The organism is Streptomyces paradoxus (assembly GCF_014202475.1).
GTDB classification, from domain to species: domain Bacteria; phylum Actinomycetota; class Actinomycetes; order Streptomycetales; family Streptomycetaceae; genus Streptomyces; species Streptomyces paradoxus.
In genome coordinates this window covers 42594-66745 of record NZ_JACHGV010000009.1, presented here as the reverse complement: position 1 = coordinate 66745, position 24152 = coordinate 42594, and the positions used below count along the sequence as shown (strand labels likewise).

Below are 24152 nucleotides of genomic sequence, written 5' to 3'. Positions count from 1 at the left end.
GCGACTGGTGGACGGGAAACGGGTGGGAGCGGGCCCCCCCGAACCGTTTTCCGTCCCCGGCCCCCCAGGAAAGGAACGCTCCGTGCCGCCGAGCACCGGACGCCACCGCAGCACCCGTACGCTCTCCATCGCCGCGGCCGTGGCCTGTGCCGCCGGGGCCGGCGGCGTCTACCTGGGTCTGACGACCGGCGGCGCACGGGCCGCCTCGACTACGGTCACCGTCTCCACCGCTGCCCAGCTCGAAGAGGCCGTGCGGAACGCCACGGCCGGCACCGTGATCCAGGTCCGCGGCGGCACCTACCACCCGTCCGCCACCCTGAAGTCCAGCGCGAACGGCACCGCTTCCGCGCCCATCACCCTGCGGGCGTACGGCGGGGAGAAGGTGCGGATCGACGGGTCCCGACTGCCCCCGGGCTCCTGGCTGGCCGCGATCGCCGGTGACCACTGGACCGTCCAGGACCTGGCCTTCGTCAACTCCCCGGCCCAGGGATTCGTCGCCACGTCCTCGGTCGGCGGGGTCTTCAGGAACCTGGTCACCGCGGACAACGGCGACTCCGGCTTCACCCTGCGCGGCGACGGCACCACCGGCAACCTCGTGCAGAACCTGGACAGCCACGGCAACCACGACCCGGCCGGCCACGGACGCAACGCCGACGGCATCGCGGTCAAGTTCGGTTCGGGAACCGGGAACAGGATCACCGGAGCCCGGCTGTACGGCAACGCCGACGACGGCCTCGACCTGTGGCAGTTCTCCTCGCCGGTGACCATCGAGCACTCCTGGGCCTTCGGCAACGGCGGGAACCGCTGGAAGGACACGGCCTTCGACGGCAACGGCAACGGCTTCGAGCTGGGCGGCGGGGGCGCGTCCGTCGCCCACGTCGTCACCGGCAACGCGGCCTGGGGCAACACGCGGCACGGCTTCACCGAGAACTCCAACACCGGCGCCGTCGCCCTGAACCGCAACACCGCCTACGCCAACGCCGGGAGGGGCTTCTCCTTCGCCACCGGCACCGCCCGCCTCGGCGGGAACCTCGCCGCCGGCGACAAAGGCGGAGCGGCGAAGCTCGGCCCCTCGGCGGCCTCCGCCGGCAACACCTGGGACAGCGGCATCACCACCCCGTCCTTCCGGTCCACGGACGCGGCCGGCGCGTACGGAGCCCGCCGGGCGGACGGATCCCTGCCCAGGACGACGTTCCTGACGACCGGCTCCACGACCATCGGCTCGACGATGGACTGAGCCCGCTCCCGCCCCTACGGCGACGCCCCCGTCGGTGCGAAGCGACGGGGGCGTCCTGCCGGCCGGCCGAGGGGGGCTAGACCGGTACCGTCCGGCCGTCCGGAGGGGGGCTCCGGAGGGCCGAGGTGCCGGGACGTCCGACTGGGGGGCCGGACACCCGGCGTTCCGGTTGGGCCCAAGGGGGGACCAGGGCCAACCGGAGTCACAGGGGGCAGCGCCTACTGGTAGCTGATGTCAGAGGCCTTGAACTTGCAGCTCTTGCCGTCCGGACCGGGCGGCGTCAGCTCCTTGGGCTCCTTGCCCGTGTTGTTGCCCTCGAAGCGCACGCACGTTTTGATCTTCTTCTTGCTGTCGCCGTGGATGCGGATCCTCGACAGCGTCGCCGTGTCGCCGTAGTTGGCGTTCAACCCGACGATCGAGTTCATCGGCGCGGTCACGTCGATGTCGCTGAGCACGATCGTGCGCTTGTACTGGGTCTTGCAGTTGCCGCAGGAGCGGACCAGCTTGCCGGCGTTCTGAACCTGGAAGCCCGACACGTTCAGGGTGCCCGCGCCGTTGAACTGCAGCACCTTGTCGTCGGCGTTCTTCGCGCCGCCGCCGATCACCTTGTACACCGCGGACGACGACTTGCCCTTGAAGCTGGCCGCGTCCTCGCCGACGTCCAGCCACCACACGTTCTGCAACGTGCACGTGCCCTTGCAGTGCACGCCGTCCGCCGCGGGGGTGCCGATGATGACGTTCTTCAGGACCGCGCCGTCGGCCAGTTCGAAGATCGGGTCCTGGCCCTCGTCCTGGTTGTCCTGGCCGAGCGGGCCGGTGCCGTAGAACATCTTCATCCCGCCGTCGCGCTCACCGGAGACCGGGATGGTCTTCGACACGGGCGTCTTGCCCTTGTCCGTGGGCCAGGAGGACGCGGCGCCCGCCGTCGACAGCATCGACGTGGTGACGATCGCCGCTCCCGTGATGCCGAACGCGGACACCGCGGCGATCACCGTCCGCCGCTTGGTGACGCTGCGGCGGTGGCGGACGCGCTGTTCTGCTGGTGCAGTCATGTACCGATTCCTCAGATGGGTGACTCTTGCGCCTGGTGGTCGTCACCGGTGAAGAAAGGGTTGCCGTGTCTCCAGGAATTTCTCACGGGCCGCCGTCGCCGTCGTCCGCAGCGGCGAAGGAACCGCCCACCGACAGCTGCCGCGAGGCGGCGGCCGTCACCGAGTAGCGGTCCCCGCTCGCGTCGCGGCCGCCGCGGGCATGGTCGAACTGGCCGGCGAACACCCACTCGCCCACCGGGACCGTACGGCCCTCCTTGAGGGTCCAGGTGTATTCGAGAAAGCCGTCCCGCTCGGCCACCGCGAGGGTGAAGTCCGTCTCGGGCAGGGAGCGCCAGGCGCCCGCGTCGGAGACCCCGCCGGTCTGGGCCACCCTCAACCGCACGGTCAGCGCGGTCAGTTGCTCGCGGGTCTTGAGGGTGATGTTGCTCTGCGCCCAGAATTCGTTGCTGTGCGGGTCGACCGAACCGTCCGACCACAGCGGGCCGTCCTCGGTGGCGGCGGCGGCGGACGGCCGCTCGGCGGCTGGGGCGCTCGGCGTTCCCGACGGCGGCGGGCTCGACTCGCGGCGCTCGGGCGACCGGCTCGGCGACGGCTCCACCGGAGCCGGAGGTGCGGGCGCCCGGCTCGTCGCCTCGGGGGACGGCGTGGGAGTCGCCGACGTGGCCACTTCCTGTTGCCGCGGGGCGGTTTCGTCCTTCACCGCCGACGCCACCGCGTATCCGCCCACCGCCAGGACGCCGGCGACCGCGGCCGTCGCACCGGCCACCCGCATCCAGCCGAACACCGGCGGACGCGTCGCCCGGTGGCCGGAACCGGCCGGACCGGCCATGCCGCGCTCGACCCGGGCCAGCATGCGCTCCCGGTCGGGCTCGTGCGCTCCGGCCGCCTCGTGAAGCCGGGCGCGCACCTCCTCATGCACGTCCCGCCGCATGCTCATCGGTCCCTCCCTCCGCCCTCACCGGTGCGCACGCCCTCCACGGCGGGCGAGCAGCGCGGAGCACCCAGCGCCGCGTGCATCCGCTGCGGCACACCCCGCGTCCCCAGCAACCGCTGGAGTTCGGCCATTCCCTTCGAGGTCTGGCTCTTCACCGTACCCACCGACACACCGAGCGCCAGCGCGGTGTCCTTCTCCGACAGGTCGAACGCGTGCCGCAGCACCACACAGGCCCGCTTGCGGAACGGCAGCCGGCGCAACGCCTCCTGCACGTCGACCACGCCCGCGATGTCCGGGTTCTCGGTGTTCTCCTCGCGCTGCGACCAGAACAGGGCGATGCGCCGCCGCTCGCGCACCGCGCTGCGGATGCGGGTGCGGGCCAGGTTGGCGACCACGCCGCGCGCGTACGCGGCCGGATGGTCGGCCGCGCGCACCCGGTCCCAGCGGTGCCACAGCGCCAGCAACGCGTCCGCCGCCAGGTCGTCGGCGGTGTCCGACTCACCCGTCAGCAGGTAGGCCAGGCGCGACAGTTCGGCGTAGTGGCGCTCGAAGAAGGCGTGGAACTCCACGGAGGCGGCGTCGTCGACGACTGTGCCCACGGGCGACCTCTCCTCGCAGCGGCTACGGGCGCTCCCGGCCGGGGCGCCCCTGTGTGGCTGTCATGTAGATGACATGTGATCATCCGGGGGAGGCCCGGACGAGATCGGGAAGCGTAGCAGCGATCGTCGGATGGTTCGTACGGAGCTTCGAACGGCGTATGACAGGCCGGACTTCGATTTCGTAACACGAAGAAAACCTGAACGTGGTTCAACGCGACGAAAATCCAGCCAGCACCCGCACACCGATCACCCAGGCATCAAGGAGCACGCGCCATGTCCGAATCGCAGAAGGTGGCCGACCGGCCCGACGTCGCGCCACCAGCGGCGAACAGCGTCGACCGGTTCTTCAAGATCTCCGAGCGTGGCTCCACCTTCGGCCGGGAGATCCGCGGCGGCTTCGCCACGTTCTTCACGATGGCCTACATCCTTGTCCTGAATCCCATCATCCTGGGCAGCGCGAAGGACAAGTTCGGGCACCAGCTGGACGCCGTCCAGCTCACCACCGCCACCGCCCTGGTGGCCGCCGTCATGACGATCATCATGGGCGTGGGCGGCAACCTGCCCCTCGCGCTGGCCGCCGGACTCGGCCTGAACGCCGTGGTCGCCTTCCAGATCGCCCCGCTGATGAGCTGGGACGACGCGATGGGCCTGGTCGTCCTCGAAGGCCTGCTGATCTGCGTGCTGGTGGTGACCGGGCTGCGCGAGGCCGTCATGCACGCGATACCCCAGCCGCTCAAGCAGGCGATCAGCGTCGGCATCGGCCTGTTCATCGCCTTCATCGGCTTCGTCGACGCCGGCTTCGTCAGCCGCATTCCGGACGCCGCGAACACCACCGTGCCCGTTCAGCTGGGCGGCACCGGCACCCTCGCCGGCTGGCCGATGCTCGTCTTCTGCCTCGGCGTGCTGCTGACGATCGGACTCCTCGCCCGCAAGGTCAAGGGCGCCATCCTGATCAGCATCGTCACCATGACCGCGCTGGCGATCGTGATCAACTCCATCGCCGACATCAAGTCCTGGGGCCTGACCACACCGTCCTGGCCGGACCGGCTCGTCGACACCCCCGACTTCGGACTCATCGGCGACTTCGACCTGTTCGGCGCCTTCAGCGCCCCCGGCGTCGGCGTCATCACGGTCGTCCTGCTGATCTTCACCCTGATCCTGTCCGACTTCTTCGACACCATGGGCACCGTCGTGGGCATCAGCGCCGAGGCGGGGCTGCTCGACGAGGAGGGCAAGGTCCCGAACCTCGGCCGGGTGCTGCTCATCGACGGTGCCGCCGCGGTCGCCGGCGGTGCGGCCTCCGCCTCCTCGGCGACCTCCTACATCGAGTCCGCCGCCGGTGTCGGCGAGGGCTCGCGCACCGGCTTCTCCAACCTGGTCACCGGCGGCCTGTTCGGCCTCGCGCTCTTCCTGACCCCGCTGCTCACCATCGTCCCGCTCCAGGCGGCCGCCCCCGCCCTGGTCGCCGTCGGCTTCCTGATGATGACCCAGGTCAAGCACATCGACTGGGACCGTTACGACATCGCCATCCCCGCGTTCCTCACCATCGCCGTGATGCCGTTCACCTACTCCATCACCAACGGCATCGGCGCCGGCTTCCTCGCCTACGTCGTCATCAAGACCGTCCTCGGCAAGGCCAAGGAGGTGCACTGGCTGCTCTGGGGGACCTCGGCGCTGTTCCTCGTGTACTTCGCGATCGACCCGATCGAGCAGCTGCTGGGAGCGAAGTGACGCCGGGCGGCCGGTGACACGAGGACGGGCCGCCCCCGGGGGGAAGGGGGCGGCCCGTCTCGTCCGTGAAGACGGCTTCCCGGCGGCCGAGGTTCAGTCCCTGAGCGCCGCTTGCATCATCGCCTTGGCGACCGGCGCCGCCAGGCCGTTGCCGCTGACCTCCGAGCGGGCCGCGTCCGACTGCTCGACCATGACCGCCACGGCGACCTCCTTGCCCGACGAGTCGGACTTGCCGTACGAGGTGAACCAGGCGTACGGCACCTGGCTGTTGTTCTCGCCGTGCTGGGCCGTGCCCGTCTTGCCGCCCACGGTCGCGCCCGGCACCTGGGCGTTCGTGCCCGTGCCCTTGCTCACGACCGTCTCCATCGCCGACTGGAGCTGCTCCGCGGTCGAGGAACTGACGATCTCCTTCGTGCCGGCGTCGTCGTCGTAGTCCTGCAGCACATCACCACCACTGTCGGTGACTTGCGAGACCATGTGCGGCGACACCAGCTTGCCGCCGTTGGCAATGGCCGCCGACACCATGGCCATCTGCAGCGGGGTGGCCGTGACGTCGAACTGGCCGATGCCCGTCAGGGCCGTCTGCGACGGGTCCATGTCCGACGGGTACACGCTCGTGTAGGCCCGGACCGGCACATCCAGCTCGTCGTCGTTGAAGCCGAACTTCTCGGCCATCGCCTTCACCTTGTCCTGGCCCAGCTTCACGGCCATCTTGGCGAAGACGTTGTTGCACGAGTACTCCAGCGCCGTACGGATGGTCGCGTTCGTGCAGGGCGCGTTCGGGTTCTCGTTCGTCAGGTCCCGGCTGGTGCCGGGCAGCGTGTACGGGTCCGGGCTGTCCGTCCGCTCGTCCACCGACGAGTACAGCCCGTCCTCCAGCGCGGCCGCCGCCACGACCAGCTTGAACGTCGAACCGGGCGGCAGCGGCTGCCGCAGCGCACGGTTGACCAGCGGCTTCTCCGGGTCCGAGGTGAGCCTCTTCCAGGCCGCCCCCGCCGTGTTGGCGTCCGTCAGCGACGACGGGTTGTACGACGGCGTCGACACGACCGCGAGGATCTTCCCGGTCTTCGGGTCGACGGCGACGGCGCCGCCCTTCTTGTCACCGAGCGCGTCGTAGGCCGCCTTCTGCACGTCCGGGTCGATGGTCGTGACCACGTTGCCCGGCTCCGCCCGCTGGTTGGTGAGCGTGTCCATCACGGACGTGAGCCGGCTGTCCGTGCCGTTGAGCAGATCGGTGTAGATGCCCTCCAGCTGAGTCGGGGCGTACGCCTGCGACGCGTAACCCGTCACCGCCGCGTACAGCGGGCCGTCCGTGTACGTCCGCTTGTACTTCAGGTCGCCCGTCTTCGTGGGTGCCGAGCCGGTGACCGACCGGCCGCCCACGATGATGTTCCCGAGCGGCGCCGAGTACGTCTCGATCGCGTTCCGCCGGTTGTCCTTGTCGTCTGCCAGCGCCTGGCCCTCGTAGAACTGCACCCAGGTCGCCCTGACCAGCAGGGCGAACACCAGGAGCAGCGCGAAGACCGAAGCGCGCCTGATCGTCTTGTTCATTCCGAACAGGAGGACGAGCCACGCCGGGCGGATCGTTCCCGTCCGTCCCGGTTTCTCATCCGGAGGGCCGGTTTTCTCATCCGCCGTTCAGAAAGCCCGCCTCGTACGCCGCGATCACCGCCTGTGTGCGGTCCCGGGTGCCGGTCTTGGCCAGCACCGCCGCGACGTGCGACTTCACCGTGGCCGCGCCGACCTCCATCCGGCGGGCGATCTCCGCGTTGGTCAGCCCCCGCGCCATGTGCCGCAGCACCTCCCCCTCACGGCCCGTGAGCTTCGCCACCCACGCGGGCGGCGCCGGATGCGCGCGGGCGTGCTCGGTCGCGAGCGTGCGGACCGCCGCCGGGAACAGCAGGCTGTCGCTGCGCGCCACCAGCCGGACCGCCTGCACCAGCGCGTCGGCGTCCGCCCGCTTCAGCAGGAACCCGGCCGCTCCGGCCCGCAGCGCGTCGTACACGTAGGAGTCGTTCTCGAACGTCGTCACGACGACGATCCGCGGCGGCTCGTCCAGCGTGGCGAGGATCTGCTCGGTGGCACGGATCCCGTCGGTCTCCGGCATCCGGACGTCCATGAGCACGACGTCGGGCCGCACCTCCCGTACCACCGACACCGCCTCGGCACCCGTGGCCGCCTCACCCACCACCTCCAGGTCCGGCTCGGCGGACAGGATGGCGCGCAGCGCGGTGCGCACCATGCGCTCGTCGTCGGCCAGGACGACACGGATCGGGGCCGGGCGGGTCATACGGGTCCTCTCATACGGGTCCTGTCGTACGGGCCTGTCATACCGGTCCTGTCATCGGCAGGCGGGCGTGCAGCCGCCAGGTCCGCCGCGCGGTCGGTCCGGCCGTCGCGGTCCCGCCCAGCAGCCTGGCCCGGTCCGCGATGCCGCGCAGGCCGTGGCCGCCGCCGGCGCGGGAGGGCGCCGGGCCGTTCACCGGATTCTCCACGGTGATCTCCAACTCCCCGCCCGTCACCGCGATCCGCAGCTCCACGGCGGCCCGCTCCCCGGCGTGCTTGAGGGCGTTGCTCAGCCCTTCCTGCACGATGCGGTAGGCCTCGCGGGACAGCAGCGGGGACAGTGCCTCCGCGTCGGCGTCCACGGTGGCGCTCACCCGCTGTCCGCCCGCCCGGGTGCGCCGCAGCAGGCCGTCGAGGTCGGCGGCGAGGGTCGGAGCCGGGGCCGTGCCGGGGGCGTCGCCCTCGCGCAGCACACCCAGCACGGCGTCGAGTTCACCGACCGTGCGCCGGGTGGTGTCCTCGATCGCGGCGAGCGCCTCGCGCACGAACTCCGGGTCGCTGTCGAGGACCCGGCGGGCCGCGCTCGCCTGCAGGGTGACCGCGCTCAGGGCGTGGCCGACGGAGTCGTGCAACTCCCGCGCCAGCCGGTTGCGTACGGCCAGGTCGGCGGCGCGCGCCTCGGCGGCGGCGAGCCGCTCGCGGGGCGTGGGACCGAGCAGCGGGGGCGCCCAGCGGGCCAGCAGCGCACCGCAGCCGGCCGCGCAGCCGGCCAGGGCGACGAGCGACGCCACGCCCGCGACCGGGGCGAGCGCCAGGACCCAGGTGTGGTCGATGACCTCGGGCAGACCGAGCCGGCCGCCGCGCAGCCCCGCGAGGACCGGCAGCACGATCAGCACGGCGGCGAACGGCGGCAGCGCCAGCGACATCCCCGCGATGATCCCGCCGAACCCGAGATGCAGCGTGAACCAGGCGGCCGTACGGCCCTTCTCGCCCCGCGTCCGCGCCGGGGTGAGGGCGAGCCGGTCCGCGTCCACACCGCACAGCCAGCGCACGGCGGCCGACTCCAGCGGCCGGGTCAGCGGGAACAGCGAGGTGACGGCCGCGAGCGGCAGGCCCACGCCGAACGAGGCGAGCTGGAGGGGAAAGGACCCGAAGACGTCCGTGGATCCGGTGGCCGGGCCGATGACCACCGAGCCGACCAGGACGTACGGCATGGCCAGCGCACCGCCCAGGATCAGATGGATCCACCGCAGGCGCGCCCGCCGGCCGAACAGCAGCCGGGCCAGTGCGCTCACGCCGCCCGTCGCGCGGCCCCGGCCGAGCGCTCCGCGACGTGGTGGGCGCCGATGGCGGCGACGAGGAGGCCCACGAGCATCTGGCCAGCGTAGGCGAGATGCATCAGCGGCGTGGGGCGGTCGGCGAGGTCCGCCACGCCGCCGAGAGAGGCCAGCGACAGCCACCCGCCCCAGCAGGCCACGGCACCCGAGCCGACCCAGGCCAGAGCGAGCGGCACCGACACGGGCAGGGCCCGGCCGCGCCGGAAGGCCAGCAGCACGGCACCCGCGACCGCCGCGAGGAGGAACACGACGTACAGGGCCTCCAGGACGTAGAACTCCCCGCCCCGCTCCGCCGCCCGCCCGTCACGCAGGCCGGCGGAGACCCCGCAGGCCCACAGGGCGTGGAGCGTGAGCGGCGGCAGGGCGAGCACGGCGGCGGCCACGGCGAGGGCCCGGTGGGCCGGGCCGACGGCACCGGCGGGCAGCTCCCGCACCCGCCCGCGCCACAAGTGCCCCCAGCGGTCCCGTGCGTAGAGCGCGAAGAGGCCGCCGAGGGCGATCCCCTGCGCGATGAAACCCGTGTACACGACGGCGAACACCCACTCGTCCAGGAACGCCTCTCGGCCGGCGGACGGGGCACCCCCGCCGAACGCCTTCACCACCAGCTGTGCCGGGAATCCGGCCATGATCGGCGTGAGCAGCCCGGTCGCGACCCACACGGGGAACGCGAGCAGCCACGCGGGCACCCGCAGCCCCCACGGCCGGGTCAGGACCAGCGCCAGCACGATCACCCCGCTGTCCACCAGGACCGAGAGACCGTTGATCACGGCCATGGCCGGACGGTCGTCCAGCAGCGTGCTGCCCGCGGGTATCCCGATGTGACTCCCGGCGATCCAGGCCGCTTTGAGGGCGAGGTACGGCACACAGGAGACGACGGCGACGGCACGCAGGACGCGCCGGGTGCGGCCGGGACCGGCCGGGTGTGGGGCGGCGAGGGGAGCGATCGACTGGGTCATGCGGTCAGGCTCCCGCGGAAGGGGCCGCGGGCACCTCCTGCCCGGCGACGATCCGCCTCCGCCGGGCGGGGGAGAGGCAGGGGCCCGCTCAGCCCTCCAGGAGGAGCACCGTCTCGTCGATCTCGGCGCCCCGGGCCGTGGCGTACCCCCGGGCCGCCGCCACCACACGGAACCCGCACTTCTCCAGCACGCGCAGCGACCCCGCGTTGTCCGACGCCGCCCGCGCGTACAGCGGGCGCTCGGGCACCTCGGCGAGCAGCGCCCGCAGGGCCTGCGTCGCGATGCCCTTGCCCCAGTAGGCGCGGTCGACCCAGTAGGTCACCTCGCGCTCGCCCGGGACCCCGTACACCGCCGCGCTGCCGACCACGTCACCGTCGGCCAGGATCGTCCGCGCGACGACATCGGGGGAGGAGCGCTGCCGGGACCATCGGGTGTCGAAGGCCGCCCGGTCGGACGGGTCCTCCGGGGTGAAGGCCGCCATACTCAGGGACTCGGGGTCGTTCATCTGCCGGAAGAAGACCGGCAGATCGCTGTCGTGGACCTGGCGCAGCTCGACATTCATGCCTCAGAGCCTACGGGTGGCCAGTGTCAGCCGGTCCCGGGCGTCGAAGAGGGCGTCCTTCACCAGTTGCTCGTGCGCCGGGGTCAGCCGTGCCACCGGCACCGAGCAGCTGATCGCGTCCCGCGCCGGGGTGCGGTACGGGATCGCCACGCCGAAGCAGCGCAGCCCCAGCGTGTTCTCCTCGCGGTCCACGGCGAAGCCCTGCTCCCGCACCTGGCGCAGCTCCTCGATGAGCTTCTCCCGGTCGGTGATGGTGTGTTCGGTCAGCGCGGGCAGCGTCTCCGGCAGCATCTTGCGCACCTGCTCGTCCGAGTAGGTGCTCAGCAGCGCCTTGCCGAGGGAGGTGGAGTGCGCGGGCAGCCGGCGGCCGACCCGGGTGAAGGGGCGCAGGTAGTGCTGCGACTGGCGGGTGGCCAGGTAGACGACGTTCGTGCCGTCGAGGCGGGCGAGGTGGATCGTCTCGGTGGTGTCGTCCGAGAGCCGGTCCAGCGTCGGGCGGGCCGCCGCGACGACCTCGTCACCGTCGATGTAGGAGGTGCCCACCAGCAGGGCCCGCACCCCGATGCCGTACCGCGTGCCCGTCGCGTCCGTCTCCACCCAGCCCAGCTCGACCAGGGTGCGCAGCAGCATGTAGAGGCTGGACTTGGGATATCCGACGGCCTCCTGGACCGCCGCGAGGGAGTGCATGCCGGGGCGTCCGGCGAAGTATTCGAGCAGTTCAACCGTTCGCACCGCGGACTTGACCTGCGCCCCGCCGCCCGTCTCGCCAGCCGACATCGCCCTTGACCCCTTCGTTGGACGGGAAATAGTCTCCACAGCATATTCATCATCAGAGACAGCGTTCAGTATATCGAACGTCCCTGGTGGATGACCCAGTACTGCGGCAATACATGTGTGGAGGGACCCGCGGTGGCAGCAGCACCAGTCTGGAGTGTCGACCCCCGAACCGGGAAGCAGCGTGAACAGGTTGCGGTGGAGGCCACAGCCCAGGAGGTGGACGCTGCCGTCCGTGCCGCACACGAGGCGCGCGGCGCCCTCGCGGACCGCACGGTCCGCGCGGCCTTCCTGCGCAGCGCCGCCGAGGAGCTGGAGGCGGCCAAGGACGGTCTCGTCGAGACCGCCGACGCCGAGACCGCGCTCGGCCCGGTCCGGCTGACCGGTGAGCTCGCCCGCACCTGCTACCAGCTGCGCGCGTTCGCGGACATCGTCGACGAGGGCGCCTTCCTCGACGTCGTCATCAACCACCCCGACGACACCGCGACCCCGCCGATCCCGGACCTGCGCCGCTACAAGGTGGCGCTGGGCGTCGTCGCCGTCTACTCGGCGTCGAACTTCCCCTTCGCCTTCTCCGTCGCGGGCGGCGACACCGCGAGCGCCCTCGCCGCAGGCTGCCCGGTCGTCGTCAAGTCCCACCCGGACCACCCGGCCCTGTCCGAGTACGTCGCCAAGGTGCTGCGCCGCGCCGCCGCCCGGCACGACATCCCCGAGGGCGTCGTGGGCCTGGTCCACGGCTTCGAGGCGGGCGTCGAGCTGATCAAGCACCCGCTGGTCGCGGCGGCCGGCTTCACCGGCTCCGTGCGCGGCGGCCGGGCGCTCTTCGACGCGGCGGCCGCCCGCCCGGTCCCGATCCCCTTCCACGGCGAGCTGGGCTCCCTGAACCCGGTCGTCGTCACCGAGGCCGCCGCCGCCGAGCGGGCCGAGACGATCGGCGCCGGTCTCGCCGGTTCGATGACCCTGGGCGTCGGCCAGTTCTGCGTGAAGCCGGGCCTCGTCCTCGCGCCGGCCGGCGCCGCGGGCGACGCGCTGCTCAAGTCCCTCACCGACGCCGTCAGCGACACCGACGCCGGGGTCCTGCTCGACCACCGCATGCGCGACAACTTCGTGGCCGGCGTCGCCGAGCGGGCCGCGCTGCCCGACGTCGACTCCCCGGTCACCCCGGGCGCGGGCGGCGAGCACACCGTCAGCGCGGGCTTCCTCACGGTGCCGGCGAGCAGGCTGGCCGTGGAGGGCGAGCACGACCTGCTCCTGGAGGAGTGCTTCGGGCCGGTCACCGTGGTGGCCCGCTACGAGGACGAGGCCGAGGTGAAGTCGGTGCTGTCGCGGCTGCCCGGCAACCTCACGGCGACGGTGCAGCTGTCCGAGGAGGAGGCGGCGGGCGAGGGGCGCGGCGCGGAGATCCTCGCGGAGCTGACGCCGCTGGCCGGGCGCGTGCTGGTGAACGGCTGGCCGACGGGGGTCGCCGTCGCGCCGGCCCAGCACCACGGTGGGCCTTACCCGGCCACGACGTCGACGTCCACGTCGGTGGGCGGTACGGCGATCGAGCGGTGGATGCGGCCGGTTGCCTATCAGAACGCGCCGTCTGCGCTGCTTCCCGCGGAGTTGCGGGACGAGAATCCGCTGGGGCTGCCGCGCAGGTTCAACGGGCGTCTGGAGCGATAGCGCCGTGGGGGTGCGGTGAGCTGCGGGCTGCGGGTCGTTTGTGGTTGATCGCGCAGTTCCCCGCGCCCCTGGAGGCCGGAGCTGAAAGACTCGGTTGAATGGATCTGGAACTTCCCGAACTTCCTTTCGGCCTGCGCACGTACGGGCCCGACGGTCATTGGTCCTATGAGAACGGGGTGCTCACCGGGTGGGCCGGATCGCGGCAGGACCGGTTCGTGCCGCCCACCGGTGAGGGGCTGGACCCGGCTTCCGACGCGCCCCGGCTGCTCGGGGCGCCCGAAGGGGACTTCCAGCTGATCGCCAAGGTCACCGTCGGGTTCGGCGCGGCCTTCGACGCCGGGGTGCTCTACGTGCACGTGGGGGAGCGGGCCTGGGCCAAGCTCTGCCTGGAGTACTCCCCGGACGTCCCCACCGTCTGCACGGTGGTGACCCGGGGGCACTCCGACGACGCCAACTCCTTCACGGTGGACGGCAGTTCCGTCTGGCTGCGGGTCAGCCGCACCGGCCGCGCCTTCGCCTTCCACGCCTCCCGCGACGGCGAACGCTGGACCTTCGTCCGCCTCTTCACCCTCGGCGAGGAGAAGGAGACGGACGCGGCCCTGGTCGGTTTCATGACCCAGTCCCCGATGGGGGAGGGCTGCGTGGTGACGTACGACCACATCGAGTTCCGGCCGGCCTGGCCGGACGATCTGCGCGACGGCAGCTGAGGCCCGGCCGGGAACCGCATCCCGGCCGGTCTCGTCCTCCGTTGCATGATCAACGACCGAGTGATCCCCGACCGTGTGATCCGCACCGTGCTGCCCGCGGAGGTGGCGGACGTCGTCGCGCTGCACGCGCGGGCCCGGGCCACGTACTACCCCGACGGGGTGCCGCAGGACGGCACCGACTGGTCCGCCTCCTGGCACAGCGCCCTCACCCGCCCGGACGGCCGGGTGCTGTGCGTCGTGGAGGCGGGCCGCATCATCGGCCTGGCCTCGTTCCGCGTCCCCGAGGACGGCCCGGCGGACACGGTGAAGCTGTTCCAGTTCCACGTCGACCCCGATCATTGGCGCCGTGGGACCGGCAGCGCGCTGCACGCGGCCTGTGTGGAGGAGTGGCAGGCCGACGGCCGGCGTGCGGCCGTGCTCGACGTGCACGTGGACAACCTGCGGGCGCAGGGGTTCTACCGGCGGCAGGGCTGGGTCCCGGAACCGGCCGGGCCGGGAGACCACCATCTGCGCATGCGGTTCGACCTGCCCGGGGAATGAAGCGCGCTGCTTGAACGTTCATGCACTCGGCGGAGGGAGTCTCCGTAACCCGTACGACCTGGAGAGAGCCGAGACATGCGCGTCGAGATCTGGAGCGACATCGCCTGCCCCTGGTGCTACGTGGGCAAGGCCCGCTTCGAGAAGGCGCTGCGGGACTTCCCGTACCGCGACGAGGTCGAGGTGGTGCACCGCTCCTTCGAGCTGGACCCGGGCCGCGCCAAGGGCGACGTCCAGCCCGTCATCACGATGCTCACCAAGAAGTACGGGATGAGCGCCGCGCAGGCCGAGGCCGGGGAGGACAACCTGGGCGCCCAGGCCGCCGCGGAGGGCCTCGACTACCGCACCCGGGGCCGCGACCACGGCAGCACCTTCGACATGCACCGCCTGCTGCACTTCGCCAAGGAGCAGGGCCACCAGGAGCAGTTGCTCGACCTGCTGTACCGGGCCAACTTCGCCGAGGAGCGCTCCGTCTTCGACGACGACGAGCGGCTGGTGGAGCTCGCCGTTGCCGCCGGACTGGAGGCGGAGGCCGTCCGTACGGTGCTGGCCGACGCGGACGCGTACGCCGACGACGTACGTGCCGACGCGCGCGAGGCCGCGCAGCTCGGCGCGAGCGGTGTGCCGTTCTTCGTGCTCGACCGCACGTACGGGGTCTCCGGCGCCCAGCCCACCGAGGTCTTCGCCCAGGCCCTGACCCAGGCGTACGGCGAGCGCCCGCCCCTGAAGTCCGTGGACGGCGGCGAGGGCGCGGACGCCTGCGGCCCGGACGGCTGCGCCGTGCCCCAGCACTGAAACGCCCAGGTCGGAGCACATCCATAAGCGCTCCTTAGGGGCATCTCGCAGAAATCGGCAATGGACGGGGAGATCCGGGGGACGCAGAGTGGTCCCATGGAGACCTTCGAGAACCTCGTCCGTGCCGAGTTCACCCCGAAGCACACCTACCTCAACACCGCGAGCAACGGGCTGCTGCCCGCCCGTACCGTCAGCGCCGTGCAGCAGGCGGTGCGGATGCGCGCCGAGGGCACGCCCCTGGGTCCCCTCTACGAGGACGTGGAGGCCGCCCGCGCGTCCTTCGCCCGGCTGGCCGGCGTCCCGGCCGAGCGCGTCGCGACCGGGGCCTCGGTCGCCGAGTACGGCGCGCTGATCGCCGCTTCACTGCCCGCCGGTGCCGAAGTCCTCACGGCGGAGGGCGACTTCGCCTCGCTGGTGAACCCGTTCCATGTGCGCGGCGACCTCAAGGTGCGGGCCGTGCCCCTGGAGCGGCTCGCCGAGTCCGTCCGCCCCGGGACCGCGCTCGTCGCGGTCAGCGCCGCCCAGTCCGCCGACGGGCGCCTCGCCGACCTGCCTGCCGTGCGCGCCGCGGCCCGGGCGCACGGCGCCCGCACCTACGTCGACGCCTCGCAGTCGGCCGGCTGGCTGCCGATGGAGGCCGACGCCGACGACTTCCTCGCCGCCGTCGGATTCAAGTGGCTCATGGGCCCGCACGGGGCCTCGTTCTTCGTCGCCCCGCAGGACTTCGGCGGGCTCACGCCGCTGCTCGCCGGCTGGGTCGCCGGTGAGGTCCCCTGGGACAGCTGCTACGGCCCCGTCGAGGAACTCGCCCACTCCGCCCGGCGGTTCGACGTCAGCCCCGCCCTCTTCACCTACGCGGGGCTGCGCGCCTCACTGGAGCTGCTGGAGGAGATCGGCGTCGGCACCGTGCACGCCCATGACGTCGGCCTCGCGGACCGCTTCCGCGCCGGGCTCGCCGGGATGGGCCAGGAGCCCGTGCCCGCACCGGGCTCGGCGATCGTGTCGGTGCCGGGACTCGGCCACCGGCAGGGCGAACTGAGCCGGGCGGGCATCGAGGTCTCGAACCGGGCCGGGAACCTGCGGGCCGCGTTCCACCTCTACAACACGCCCGCGGACGTGGACCGGCTGCTGGAGGTCCTGGCGGCATGACAAAACCGGGTGGGGCCTCCCGTCCCACACGAGGAGGCCCCACCCGGCAGCTCTGTCACACGGCCGTCTCACCGCCGACCGGCGGTCACTTCACCGGCGTGAAGTCCCGCGCTCCGATGCTGTGCCGTCCGGGGGACAACCCCCGGCCTCCCGGCCGAGGGGCGGTCACCGCACCGGCGTGAAGTCCCGCGCCCCGATGAACTCCGGCCGCCGCACCGGCGCCGCGAACGGTTCCACCGCCGTGTTCTCCACACTGTTGAACACGATGAACACGTTGCTGCGCGGGAACGGCGTGATGTTGTCGCCGGAACCGTGCATGGCGTTGCAGTCGAACCACGTCGCCGAACCGGCCTTGCCCGTGAACAGCTTGATGCCGTGCTGCGCGGCCAGCTGGGTCAGCGCCTCGTCGGACGGCGTCCCCGCGTCCTGCATCTGCAGCGACTTCTTGTAGTTGTCCTTCGGGGTTTCCCCCGCGCACCCGAGGAACGTCTTGTGCGACCCCGGCATGATCATGAGACCGCCGTTGGTGTCGTAGTTCTCGGTCAGCGCGATCGAGACCGACACCGTGCGCATCCGCGGCAGACCGTCCTCGGCGTGCCACGTCTCGAAGTCCGAGTGCCAGTAGAAGCCACTGGCGCCGAACCCCGGCTTGACGTTGATCCGCGACTGGTGGACGTACACGTCCGAGCCGAGGATCTGCCGCGCCCGTCCGACGACCCGCTCGTCGCGGACCAGCCGGGCGAACACCTCGCTGATCTTGTGCACCTCGAAGACCGTGCGGATCTCCTTGGACTTCGGCTCGACGATCGACCGCTCGTCGGCACGCATGTCCGGGTCGTTCACCAGCCGGTTGAGCTCGTTCCGGTAGACGGCGACCTCGTCCTCGCCGATGAGCTCGTCGATGGCCAGGAAGCCGTCGCGCTCGAAGGACAGCAGGTCGGCCGGGGTGACCGGGCCCGGGGCGTCGGGTGCGCCCCAGACGACCGGGTCCTGGCGCGGGGTCAGTGCCTCGGTGGCACCGCGACTGGGATAGAGGTCCGGGATACCGGTGGTGGTGTCGGTAGTGGCGGTCATGGAAACGTCACACCTCCTCGGTGAGCAGCGGGTAGACGCCGTTCTCGTCGTGGTCCTCCCGTCCGGTCACGGGCGGGTTGAACACGCAGAGGCAGCGGAAGTCCTGCTTGACCCGCAGCGTGTGCCTCTCGTGCCCGTCCAGGAGGTACATGGTGCCGGGCGTGATGGTGTGCTTCTGCCCGGTCTCGTGGTCGGTCAGCTCGGCCTCGCCCTCCACGCAGACGACGGCCTCGATGTGGTTCGCGTACCACATCGACGTCTCCGTACCCGCGTACAGGATCGTCTCGTGCAGGGAGAAGCCGACCTTCTCCTTGGCGAGGACGATGCGTTTGCTCTCCCACGTACCGGACGCCGCCTTCACGTGCCGGTCGGTACCTTCGATCTCCTTGAACGAACGGACAATCACGGTGCTGCGATGCCTCCTAGATGGGTGGTGCTCTCGGTGCTGTGTCAGGCGGTCTCGCGGACGGCACGGGCCAGCGTGCTCAGGCCCTCGTCCAGCTCCTCGGGCGTGATGGTGAGCGCCGGGAGCAGCTTCACGACCTCGCTCTCCGGGCCGGACGTCTCGATGAGCAGTCCGAGCTCGAAGGCGCGCTTGGCGACCTTGCCGGCGCGGGCCTTGTCGTGGAACTCGATGCCCCACACCAGGCCGCGGCCCCGGTACTCCTTCACGTCGGCCAGGTTCTCCTCGGTGATGGAGATCAGCGCCTGCTCGACCTGCTCGCCGCGCTTGCGGGTCTGCTTCTCCATCGCGGAGCCGTCGGCCCAGTACGTCTCCAGGGTCGCGGTGGCCGTGACGAACGCGGGGTTGTTGCCGCGGAAGGTGCCGTTGTGCTCGCCGGGCTCCCACACGTCGAGCTCGGGCTTGAACAGGCACAGCGACATGGGCATGCCGTAACCGCTGATCGACTTCGAGACGGTGACGATGTCCGGCGTGATGCCCGCCTCCTCGAAGGAGAAGAACGCGCCGGTACGGCCGCAGCCCATCTGGATGTCGTCGACGATCAGCAGCATGTCCTGCCGCTCGCACAGCTCGGACAGGGCGCGCAGCCACTCGGGCCGGGCCACGTTGATGCCGCCCTCGCCCTGCACGGTCTCGACGATCACGGCGGCGGGCTTGTTGAGGCCCGAGCCCTGGTCCTCCAGGAGCCGCTCGAACCACAGGAAGTCCTCGACCGTGCCGTCGAAGTAGTTGTCGAACGGCATCGGGGTGCCGTGGACCAGCGGGATACCGGCGCCGGCTCGCTTGAAGGCGTTGCCGGTGACGGCCAGCGAGCCTAGCGACATGCCGTGGAAGGCGTTGGTGAAGGACACGATCGACTCGCGCCCCTTCACCTTCCGCGCCAGCTTCAGCGCGGCCTCCACGGCGTTGGTGCCGGTGGGGCCGGGGAACATGACCTTGTACGGCAGGTCACGCGGGCGCAGCAGCAGGTTCTGGAAGGCCTCCAGGAACGTGCGCTTGGCGGTGGTCGACATGTCGAGCCCGTGCGTGACGCCGTCGCGCTCCAGGTAGTCGATCAGCGCGCGTTTCAGGACCGGGTTGTTGTGCCCGTAGTTCAGTGACCCGGCTCCGGCGAAGAAGTCGAGGTACTCATGGCCGTCCTCGTCGTACATGCGGCTGCCCACCGCACGGTCGAAGACGGTGGGCCAGCCGCGGCAGTAGCTGCGTACCTCGGACTCGACGGTCTCGAAGACACTCAGGTCGGGCTGGGTGATGGTCACGAAGAATCGCTCCTCGGTGCGTGGGGAAGTCTGCGGGAGTGGGGTGGGGCGGGAAGTCTCAGTGGGGCAGCGGGCCGATGCGGTACAGCACCTCTGCGTCGTGCGGCCCGTCGGGGAACAAGCCCGTGTCGAACAGCACCTCGCGCTCCAGCCGGGCGCCGTGACGCTCGGCGAACGACGTGAACAGGCGCTCCGAGGCGGTGTTGCCCGGGGTGATGGTGGTCTCCACCGTGGTCACCCCGAGCTCGGCGGCGGTCCGGGCGACGAGGCCGTCGAGCAGCGCGGCGGCCAGTCCGCGCCCGCGGTGGGCCTCGTCCACCGCCACCTGCCAGACCAGCAGGGTGCGCGGGCTGTCCGGCCGCACGTACCCGGTGATGAAACCCATCGGCTCGCCCTGCTCGTCACGGGCGACGGCCGAGGTGGCGGCGAAGTCCCGGCACCACAGCAGATAGCTGTAGGACGAGTTCAGGTCGAGAACCTTCGAGTCCTTCGCCATCCGCCAGAGTGCGGCTCCGTCAGCCACCGTGGGGCGGTCGATTTGCGGATCTGCTTGTACGGCAGTCATGCGAATTGAACTTACCCAGCGAAATTCAAAATTGCATCGCCGATAGGGGTTACATATGGACCCCGTCTGTGTTATCGCGCGAGCGCGAGGGTTCACGCGCCAAGGCGGCAAGATGCCCGATATTGTCCGGTAATTCCCGGGCAAAATGGTCACGGTGTGTAACGCGTCACAGCCGTGTAGGCCTCGCGGGGACTGCCAGAATTTCCCCTCCGAGTGTCCTCAAAATCTGCGCGTTTAGGACCGGGAAAAGCGGGCAGAAGAATACGGGAAGCCGTTCTTGAAAGAATTCATTAATTGTGTGCCAGCTTACATGTGAGATAGCACGGAAAGCACGTGGAATTCAGGCCCCGGTCACTCCGTCGATGCGTTCCCGCAGGAGATCGGCGTGACCGTTGTGCCGCGCGTACTCCTCGATCATGTGGATGAGCACCCAGCGCAGACTGACCTCCATCCCGGGCACCGGCCCTTCGGCGACCCGCCCGATGTGGTCAAGCGGCAGCCCGGCGCACAGCTCCCGCCCCCGCGCGATCTCCCGCCGCCAGATCCCGAGCGCCTCGTCGAGCCCGCGCGCCGGATCGAGCGCGTAGCCGGTCGCGTCCTCGAACACGGGCGCCACGGCCACCCCGCCGGCCACCCGCTGGAACCAGTTCCGCTCGACCTCGGCGAGGTGCTGCACCAGCCCGAGCAGGGTCAGCGACGACGGTTCGGCCGCCGCGATCCGCACCTGCGCGTCGTCCAGACCGGCGCACTTCAGCTCCAGCGTGGCCCGGTGGAAGTCCAGCCAGCTCTCCAGCATGGCGCGCTCGTCACCGGTCAGGTGCGGGACGGGGCGGCCGTCGGGGAGGGTCGGAGTCTCAGCGGATGTGTCTGTGGTCATACGGGGAGCATGGCACGGGGCACTGACAACGGTGCCCCGGCGCAGCTCGGCCGACGACTACCTCCACGCCCCCTCGGCGGCCCGCAGCGCCCCCTCCACGTCCACCGTCAGCCCCTGCTCGGACAGCGCCGCGCCCAGCGCCGCCAGACTCGCGCGCACGGCACCGGGCGTCGCCTCCGCGCCGTAGTGGTTGACCCGGATCATCTCCTTGGCCAGCGCACCCCCGCCCGCGGCCAGCGGCACCGCCGGGTCCGCCGCCAGCGCCCGCCGGACCAGCTCCGACGCCACCAGCCCGGACGGCACCCGCAGCGTCGTGGCGACGGGCGCCGCGTCCCGGGCCTGGTACACGTACGGCTCCAGACCGCCACCGAGCGCGACCGCGCCCGCCCGGGTCGCCACCGCGGCGGACGCGTGCCGGGCGATCACGGCCTTCAGCCCCGCCGCCTCGACCCGCTCCACACACGCCTCCAGCGCCAGCATCTCCAGCTGCGCGGGCGCGTGCAGCAGCGCCTTGCGGCCGCCGTCGATCCACCGCTCCTTCCAGTCGAGGAGCGACAGGTACGACCGGCGCGGCGCCTGCGGGTTGGCCGCCATCCGCGCCCAGGCCCGCTCGCTCACCGACACCGCCGACACCCCGGCCGGACCGCCCATCGCCTTCTGCGCGCCGATCACGCACAGGTCCACGCCCCACGCGTCCGGCAGCACCGGCTCGGCCCCGATCGACGCCACGGCGTCCAGGTAGAACAGCGCCCCGTGCGCCCGCACGACCTCGCCGATCTCCGCGACCGGGTTGGTGTTGCCGGTCGCCGCCTCCGCGTGCACCAGCGACACGAAGTCGATCTCCGGGTGCTCGGCGAAGGCCTGCCGGATCTCCTCGGCCGTGACCGCCGTGTGGAAGGGCACCGCCAGGTCGATCACCGTGGCGCCGCAGTCCCGCAGCCAGTCGCCGAAGGTCTGCCCGTACGGCCCCGTGATGACGTTCAGCGCCGTCGTGCCCGGACCGGCCGCGGCACGGATCGCGCCCTCCAGCGGCAGCAGGGCCTCGCCCTGCATGATCACGACGTCCTGCTCGGTGCTCAGCAGCCGCGCCACACGGTCCTCGATCGCGGCGAAGCGGTCCGCGCCGAGCGGGGGCAGGTCCAGAAACGGATGCGTCACGGCAGTGCTCTCTTCACTCACAGGTTCGATCGCATCGAGGGTAACCGGCGGCTCTCGCGCCCCCGCACGGCTCGTCCCGGGGACACCATCCCCCTTCGATGCCGGGCGGCCGGATCACTAAGGTGCGGTACATGAGCGATCGCACGGTGCTGCACGTGAAGGGGCGGGTGCTCGTCGGGCCCGAGGACGTCCGGGACGAGCTGTGGACGGTCGACGGCCGCATCTCCTACGACCGCCCCGCCGGCGCCCGCGACGTCCGCACGGTCGTCGGCTGGGCCCTGCCCGGCCTCGTCGACGCGCACTGCCACGTCGGACTCGACCGGCACGGACCGGTCCCCGAGGACGTCGCGGAGAAGCAGGCCCTGACCGACCGGGACGCGGGCACCCTCCTCATCCGCGACGCCGGCTCGCCCTCCGACACCCGCTGGATCGACGACCGCGAGGACCTGCCGAAGATCATCCGTGCCGGGCGGCACATCGCCCGCACCCGCCGCTACATCCGCAACTACGCCTGGGAGATCGAGCCGGAGGACCTGGTCGCCTACGTCGCCCAGGAGGCCCGGCGCGGCGACGGCTGGGTCAAGCTGGTCGGCGACTGGATCGACCGCGACCTCGGCGACCTGTCGGCCTGCTGGCCCCGCGAGGCCGTCGAGGCGGCGATCGCCGAGGCCCACCGCCTGGGCGCGCGGGTGACCGCGCACTGCTTCTCCGAGGACTCTCTCCAGGACCTCGTCGAGGCGGGCATCGACTGCATCGAACACGCGACGGGCCTGACCGAGGACCTCATCCCGCTGTTCGCCGAACGCGGCGTCGCCATCGTCCCGACCCTGGTCAACATCGCCACCTTCCCGCAGCTCGCGGACGGCGGCGAGAGCAGGTTCCCCCGCTGGTCGGCCCATATGCGCAGGCTCCACGAACGCCGCTACGACACGGTCCGGGGCGCCTACGACGCCGGGATCCCGGTCTTCGTCGGCACCGACGCGGGCGGCGGCCTCGCGCACGGCCTGGCCGCGGCCGAGGTCGGCGAACTCGTCACCGCCGGCATCCCGCCCGTCGAGGCGCTCGCCGCGGGCACCTGGACGGCCCGCTCCTGGCTCGGCCGCCCCGGCCTGGACGAGGGCGCCCCGGCCGACCTCGTCGTCTACGACGAGGACCCGCGGGCCGACGTACGGGTGCTGGCGGCGCCGCGCCGGGTGGTGCTGAACGGGCGCGTCGTCGGATAGTCATGACGGTGATGGGGAACGCCTGCGCCGGGGAGATTCGAAAACGCCGCTGATCTCGCCACGTTGGAGTGAAGCGGCGTCAGATCGCTCAAGCCGCACGCTCGGCGCGGCGATTCTCACCGGGACCCGAGCCGGTTTTCCTGGGAGTCCTGAACGTGAACAGCCTTTCCGTCCGCAAGCCCGCACTTCGTCTCGTGACCGTCGCAACGGCCACGGCCCTCGCCGCCGGACCCCTGGCACTGACCGGTGTGAGCACGGCCCACGCCGCCGACGACCACGGCCGCGCGAGCGCCGCCGTCCTGCGCACCGACCTGGACGTCTCCCCGCTGAACAAGCCGGTGAACGTCCCCCTCACCGTCTCCCTCAACGACGTCCAGGCCCCGCAGAGCGCCGAGAAGACCACGCTGACGGCCACTCTCGACGCGGTGAACGGGGGCCGGCCCTTCAGCGTGCTGCGCGCGGAGGTGGCCGATGCGAGGGCCACCACGACCCCCCTGAAGGCCGAGGGGATCACGACCCTGGCCCACGCCCGCCTCCACGTCCCCGGCCTGCCGCTGCTGTCGCTGATCGAGGTCGAGCAGGTCACCGCCAAGGCCACCTGCGAGGTCGGCGAGAACCCGGTCGCCACGACCGACCTGCCCGGCTTCGTGACCGTGCTCGGCAAGCGCGTGGCCCTGACCGGCCAAGGCCCGGCGGAAGTCAGGGTGCCGGGCGTCGGCGAGGTGCGCCTGGACCTCGACAACACCCGGACCACGGCCCGCAACGCCGCCGCCACCGCCCTCGAACTCAAGGTCTCCGTCGACCCGTTGAAGCAGAACGTCGCGGAGGTCGACGGCACCGTCACCCTGGCCGAGGCGACCTGCAGGACACCCCGGCCCGAGGTCGCCGAACGGGCCCCGGCCGAGCCGGCCGAGCCGTCCGCCCCGCCCGCCGCCGTCGAGCCGCAGGGAGCACCCGCCGAGACGAACCTGGCCGAGACGGGCGGCAGCTCCGCCACGCCGTACCTCGTGGGCGTCGCGATCGTCCTGCTCGCTGTGGGCGGGGGAGTGCTGTCCCGGGTACGCCGCCGGGGCTGACCACCGGCGATCCGGGGCCGGCGGGGCGGGGCACGGCCACCCCGCCCCGCCGGCCGGCCCGTGCGGCGGTCGGCATCCGAGAGCCCGGTTCACATCTCCCGGGCCGGCTTCTGCGCCTTCAGGTGCCGGCCTGTGG

General features: G+C 71.6%; 24 protein-coding genes. 9 read left to right on the top strand and 15 right to left on the bottom strand.

Features of this window, described 5'->3' with window-relative positions; all coding sequences use genetic code 11:
• The first annotated feature begins 82 nt into the window (after positions 1–82).
• Positions 83–1237 (top strand): right-handed parallel beta-helix repeat-containing protein, encoded by a 1155-nt coding sequence (locus tag HNR57_RS27250; RefSeq protein ID WP_184563887.1) that lies wholly within the window; start codon positions 83–85, stop codon positions 1235–1237.
• A gap of 218 nt (positions 1238–1455) precedes the next feature.
• Here the strand turns inward: HNR57_RS27250 and HNR57_RS27245 are convergent, their stop codons facing one another.
• The 3 genes from HNR57_RS27245 to HNR57_RS27235 all read right to left on the bottom strand — a co-directional run bounded on the left by HNR57_RS27245 (position 1456) and on the right by HNR57_RS27235 (position 3822).
• Positions 1456–2289: a pectate lyase gene (locus tag HNR57_RS27245; RefSeq protein ID WP_184563885.1), complete on the bottom strand. Its 834-nt coding sequence runs from the start codon at positions 2287–2289 to the stop codon at positions 1456–1458.
• An 82-nt stretch (positions 2290–2371) separates the two neighbouring features.
• Positions 2372–3226, bottom strand: a complete 855-nt coding sequence (locus HNR57_RS27240; RefSeq protein WP_184563884.1) for a hypothetical protein — start codon at positions 3224–3226, stop codon at positions 2372–2374.
• Entirely contained in the window at positions 3223–3822 is a 600-nt protein-coding gene (locus HNR57_RS27235) for a SigE family RNA polymerase sigma factor (protein WP_184563882.1), read from the bottom strand. The genes HNR57_RS27240 and HNR57_RS27235 overlap by 4 nt, the downstream gene beginning before the upstream one ends.
• A 273-nt stretch (positions 3823–4095) precedes the next feature.
• Here HNR57_RS27235 and HNR57_RS27230 point away from each other — a divergent pair, with 273 nt between their 5' ends.
• Entirely contained in the window at positions 4096–5553 is a 1458-nt protein-coding gene (locus HNR57_RS27230; RefSeq protein WP_184563880.1) for an NCS2 family permease, read from the top strand.
• A 93-nt stretch (positions 5554–5646) separates the two neighbouring features.
• Here HNR57_RS27230 and HNR57_RS27225 read toward each other — a convergent pair whose 3' ends face one another.
• The 6 genes from HNR57_RS27225 to HNR57_RS27200 all read right to left on the bottom strand — a co-directional run bounded on the left by HNR57_RS27225 (position 5647) and on the right by HNR57_RS27200 (position 11471).
• The gene (locus tag HNR57_RS27225) at positions 5647–7104 is read right to left on the bottom strand and encodes a peptidoglycan D,D-transpeptidase FtsI family protein (RefSeq protein WP_184563878.1); all 1458 of its coding nucleotides are present in this window, start codon (positions 7102–7104) and stop codon (positions 5647–5649) included.
• Between the two features lie 76 nt (positions 7105–7180).
• Positions 7181–7843, bottom strand: coding sequence for a response regulator transcription factor (locus HNR57_RS27220; RefSeq protein WP_184563876.1), 663 nt, complete (start codon positions 7841–7843; stop codon positions 7181–7183).
• Between the two features lie 37 nt (positions 7844–7880).
• Positions 7881–9134 (bottom strand): sensor histidine kinase, encoded by a 1254-nt coding sequence (locus HNR57_RS27215; protein WP_184563874.1) that lies wholly within the window; start codon positions 9132–9134, stop codon positions 7881–7883.
• The gene (locus HNR57_RS27210) at positions 9131–10132 is read right to left on the bottom strand and encodes a hypothetical protein (RefSeq protein ID WP_184563872.1); all 1002 of its coding nucleotides are present in this window, start codon (positions 10130–10132) and stop codon (positions 9131–9133) included. Before HNR57_RS27210 ends, HNR57_RS27215 begins: the two co-directional genes overlap by 4 nt.
• 88 nt (positions 10133–10220) lie before the next feature.
• On the bottom strand, positions 10221–10694 hold the full coding sequence (locus tag HNR57_RS27205; protein ID WP_184563870.1) for a GNAT family N-acetyltransferase: 474 nt from the start codon (positions 10692–10694) through the stop codon (positions 10221–10223).
• 3 nt (positions 10695–10697) lie between these two features.
• On the bottom strand, positions 10698–11471 hold the full coding sequence (locus tag HNR57_RS27200; protein WP_031109054.1) for an IclR family transcriptional regulator: 774 nt from the start codon (positions 11469–11471) through the stop codon (positions 10698–10700).
• 132 nt (positions 11472–11603) lie between these two features.
• Between HNR57_RS27200 and HNR57_RS27195 the strand changes: the two genes are divergently transcribed.
• From HNR57_RS27195 to HNR57_RS27175, 5 genes are all read left to right on the top strand, one after another.
• Entirely contained in the window at positions 11604–13133 is a 1530-nt protein-coding gene (locus tag HNR57_RS27195) for an aldehyde dehydrogenase (NADP(+)) (protein WP_184563868.1), read from the top strand.
• Positions 13134–13231: 98 nt separating this feature from the next.
• Positions 13232–13840, top strand: coding sequence for a DUF1349 domain-containing protein (locus HNR57_RS27190; protein WP_184563866.1), 609 nt, complete (start codon positions 13232–13234; stop codon positions 13838–13840).
• Positions 13841–13885: 45 nt separating this feature from the next.
• Positions 13886–14380, top strand: a complete 495-nt coding sequence (locus HNR57_RS27185) for a GNAT family N-acetyltransferase (RefSeq protein WP_184563864.1) — start codon at positions 13886–13888, stop codon at positions 14378–14380.
• 75 nt (positions 14381–14455) lie between these two features.
• The gene (locus tag HNR57_RS27180) at positions 14456–15172 is read left to right on the top strand and encodes a DsbA family oxidoreductase (protein ID WP_184563862.1); all 717 of its coding nucleotides are present in this window, start codon (positions 14456–14458) and stop codon (positions 15170–15172) included.
• Positions 15173–15268: 96 nt separating this feature from the next.
• Complete coding sequence (locus tag HNR57_RS27175; protein ID WP_184563860.1) at positions 15269–16321, top strand: aminotransferase class V-fold PLP-dependent enzyme; 1053 nt, start codon at positions 15269–15271, stop codon at positions 16319–16321.
• Positions 16322–16486: 165 nt separating this feature from the next.
• Here the strand turns inward: HNR57_RS27175 and thpD are convergent, their stop codons facing one another.
• The 6 genes from thpD to HNR57_RS27145 all read right to left on the bottom strand — a co-directional run bounded on the left by thpD (position 16487) and on the right by HNR57_RS27145 (position 21738).
• The gene (gene thpD, locus HNR57_RS27170) at positions 16487–17395 is read right to left on the bottom strand and encodes an ectoine hydroxylase (protein WP_184563858.1); all 909 of its coding nucleotides are present in this window, start codon (positions 17393–17395) and stop codon (positions 16487–16489) included.
• A gap of 7 nt (positions 17396–17402) precedes the next feature.
• The gene (locus HNR57_RS27165) at positions 17403–17801 is read right to left on the bottom strand and encodes an ectoine synthase (RefSeq protein WP_033310882.1); all 399 of its coding nucleotides are present in this window, start codon (positions 17799–17801) and stop codon (positions 17403–17405) included.
• Between the two features lie 44 nt (positions 17802–17845).
• Positions 17846–19117: a diaminobutyrate--2-oxoglutarate transaminase gene (gene ectB / locus HNR57_RS27160; RefSeq protein WP_184563856.1), complete on the bottom strand. Its 1272-nt coding sequence runs from the start codon at positions 19115–19117 to the stop codon at positions 17846–17848.
• 58 nt (positions 19118–19175) lie between these two features.
• A complete protein-coding gene (ectA, locus tag HNR57_RS27155) occupies positions 19176–19682 on the bottom strand; it encodes a diaminobutyrate acetyltransferase (protein WP_184563854.1) in 507 nt (168 codons plus the stop codon).
• Positions 19683–20022: 340 nt separating this feature from the next.
• Positions 20023–20559 carry a DinB family protein gene (locus HNR57_RS27150; protein ID WP_184563853.1) on the bottom strand — a complete coding sequence of 179 codons (537 nt, stop codon included), beginning with the start codon at positions 20557–20559 and terminating at the stop codon, positions 20023–20025.
• Positions 20560–20616: 57 nt separating this feature from the next.
• Positions 20617–21738 carry a pyridoxal-phosphate-dependent aminotransferase family protein gene (locus tag HNR57_RS27145; protein WP_313674885.1) on the bottom strand — a complete coding sequence of 374 codons (1122 nt, stop codon included), beginning with the start codon at positions 21736–21738 and terminating at the stop codon, positions 20617–20619.
• A gap of 110 nt (positions 21739–21848) precedes the next feature.
• On the opposite strand from HNR57_RS27145, the gene HNR57_RS27140 reads away from it, so the two are divergent.
• Both HNR57_RS27140 and HNR57_RS27135 read left to right on the top strand, forming a co-directional pair.
• Positions 21849–22940 carry an amidohydrolase family protein gene (locus tag HNR57_RS27140; RefSeq protein ID WP_184563851.1) on the top strand — a complete coding sequence of 364 codons (1092 nt, stop codon included), beginning with the start codon at positions 21849–21851 and terminating at the stop codon, positions 22938–22940.
• Between the two features lie 155 nt (positions 22941–23095).
• Positions 23096–24016, top strand: a complete 921-nt coding sequence (locus tag HNR57_RS27135; RefSeq protein ID WP_184563849.1) for an SCO1860 family LAETG-anchored protein — start codon at positions 23096–23098, stop codon at positions 24014–24016.
• Positions 24017–24152 lie beyond the last annotated feature (136 nt).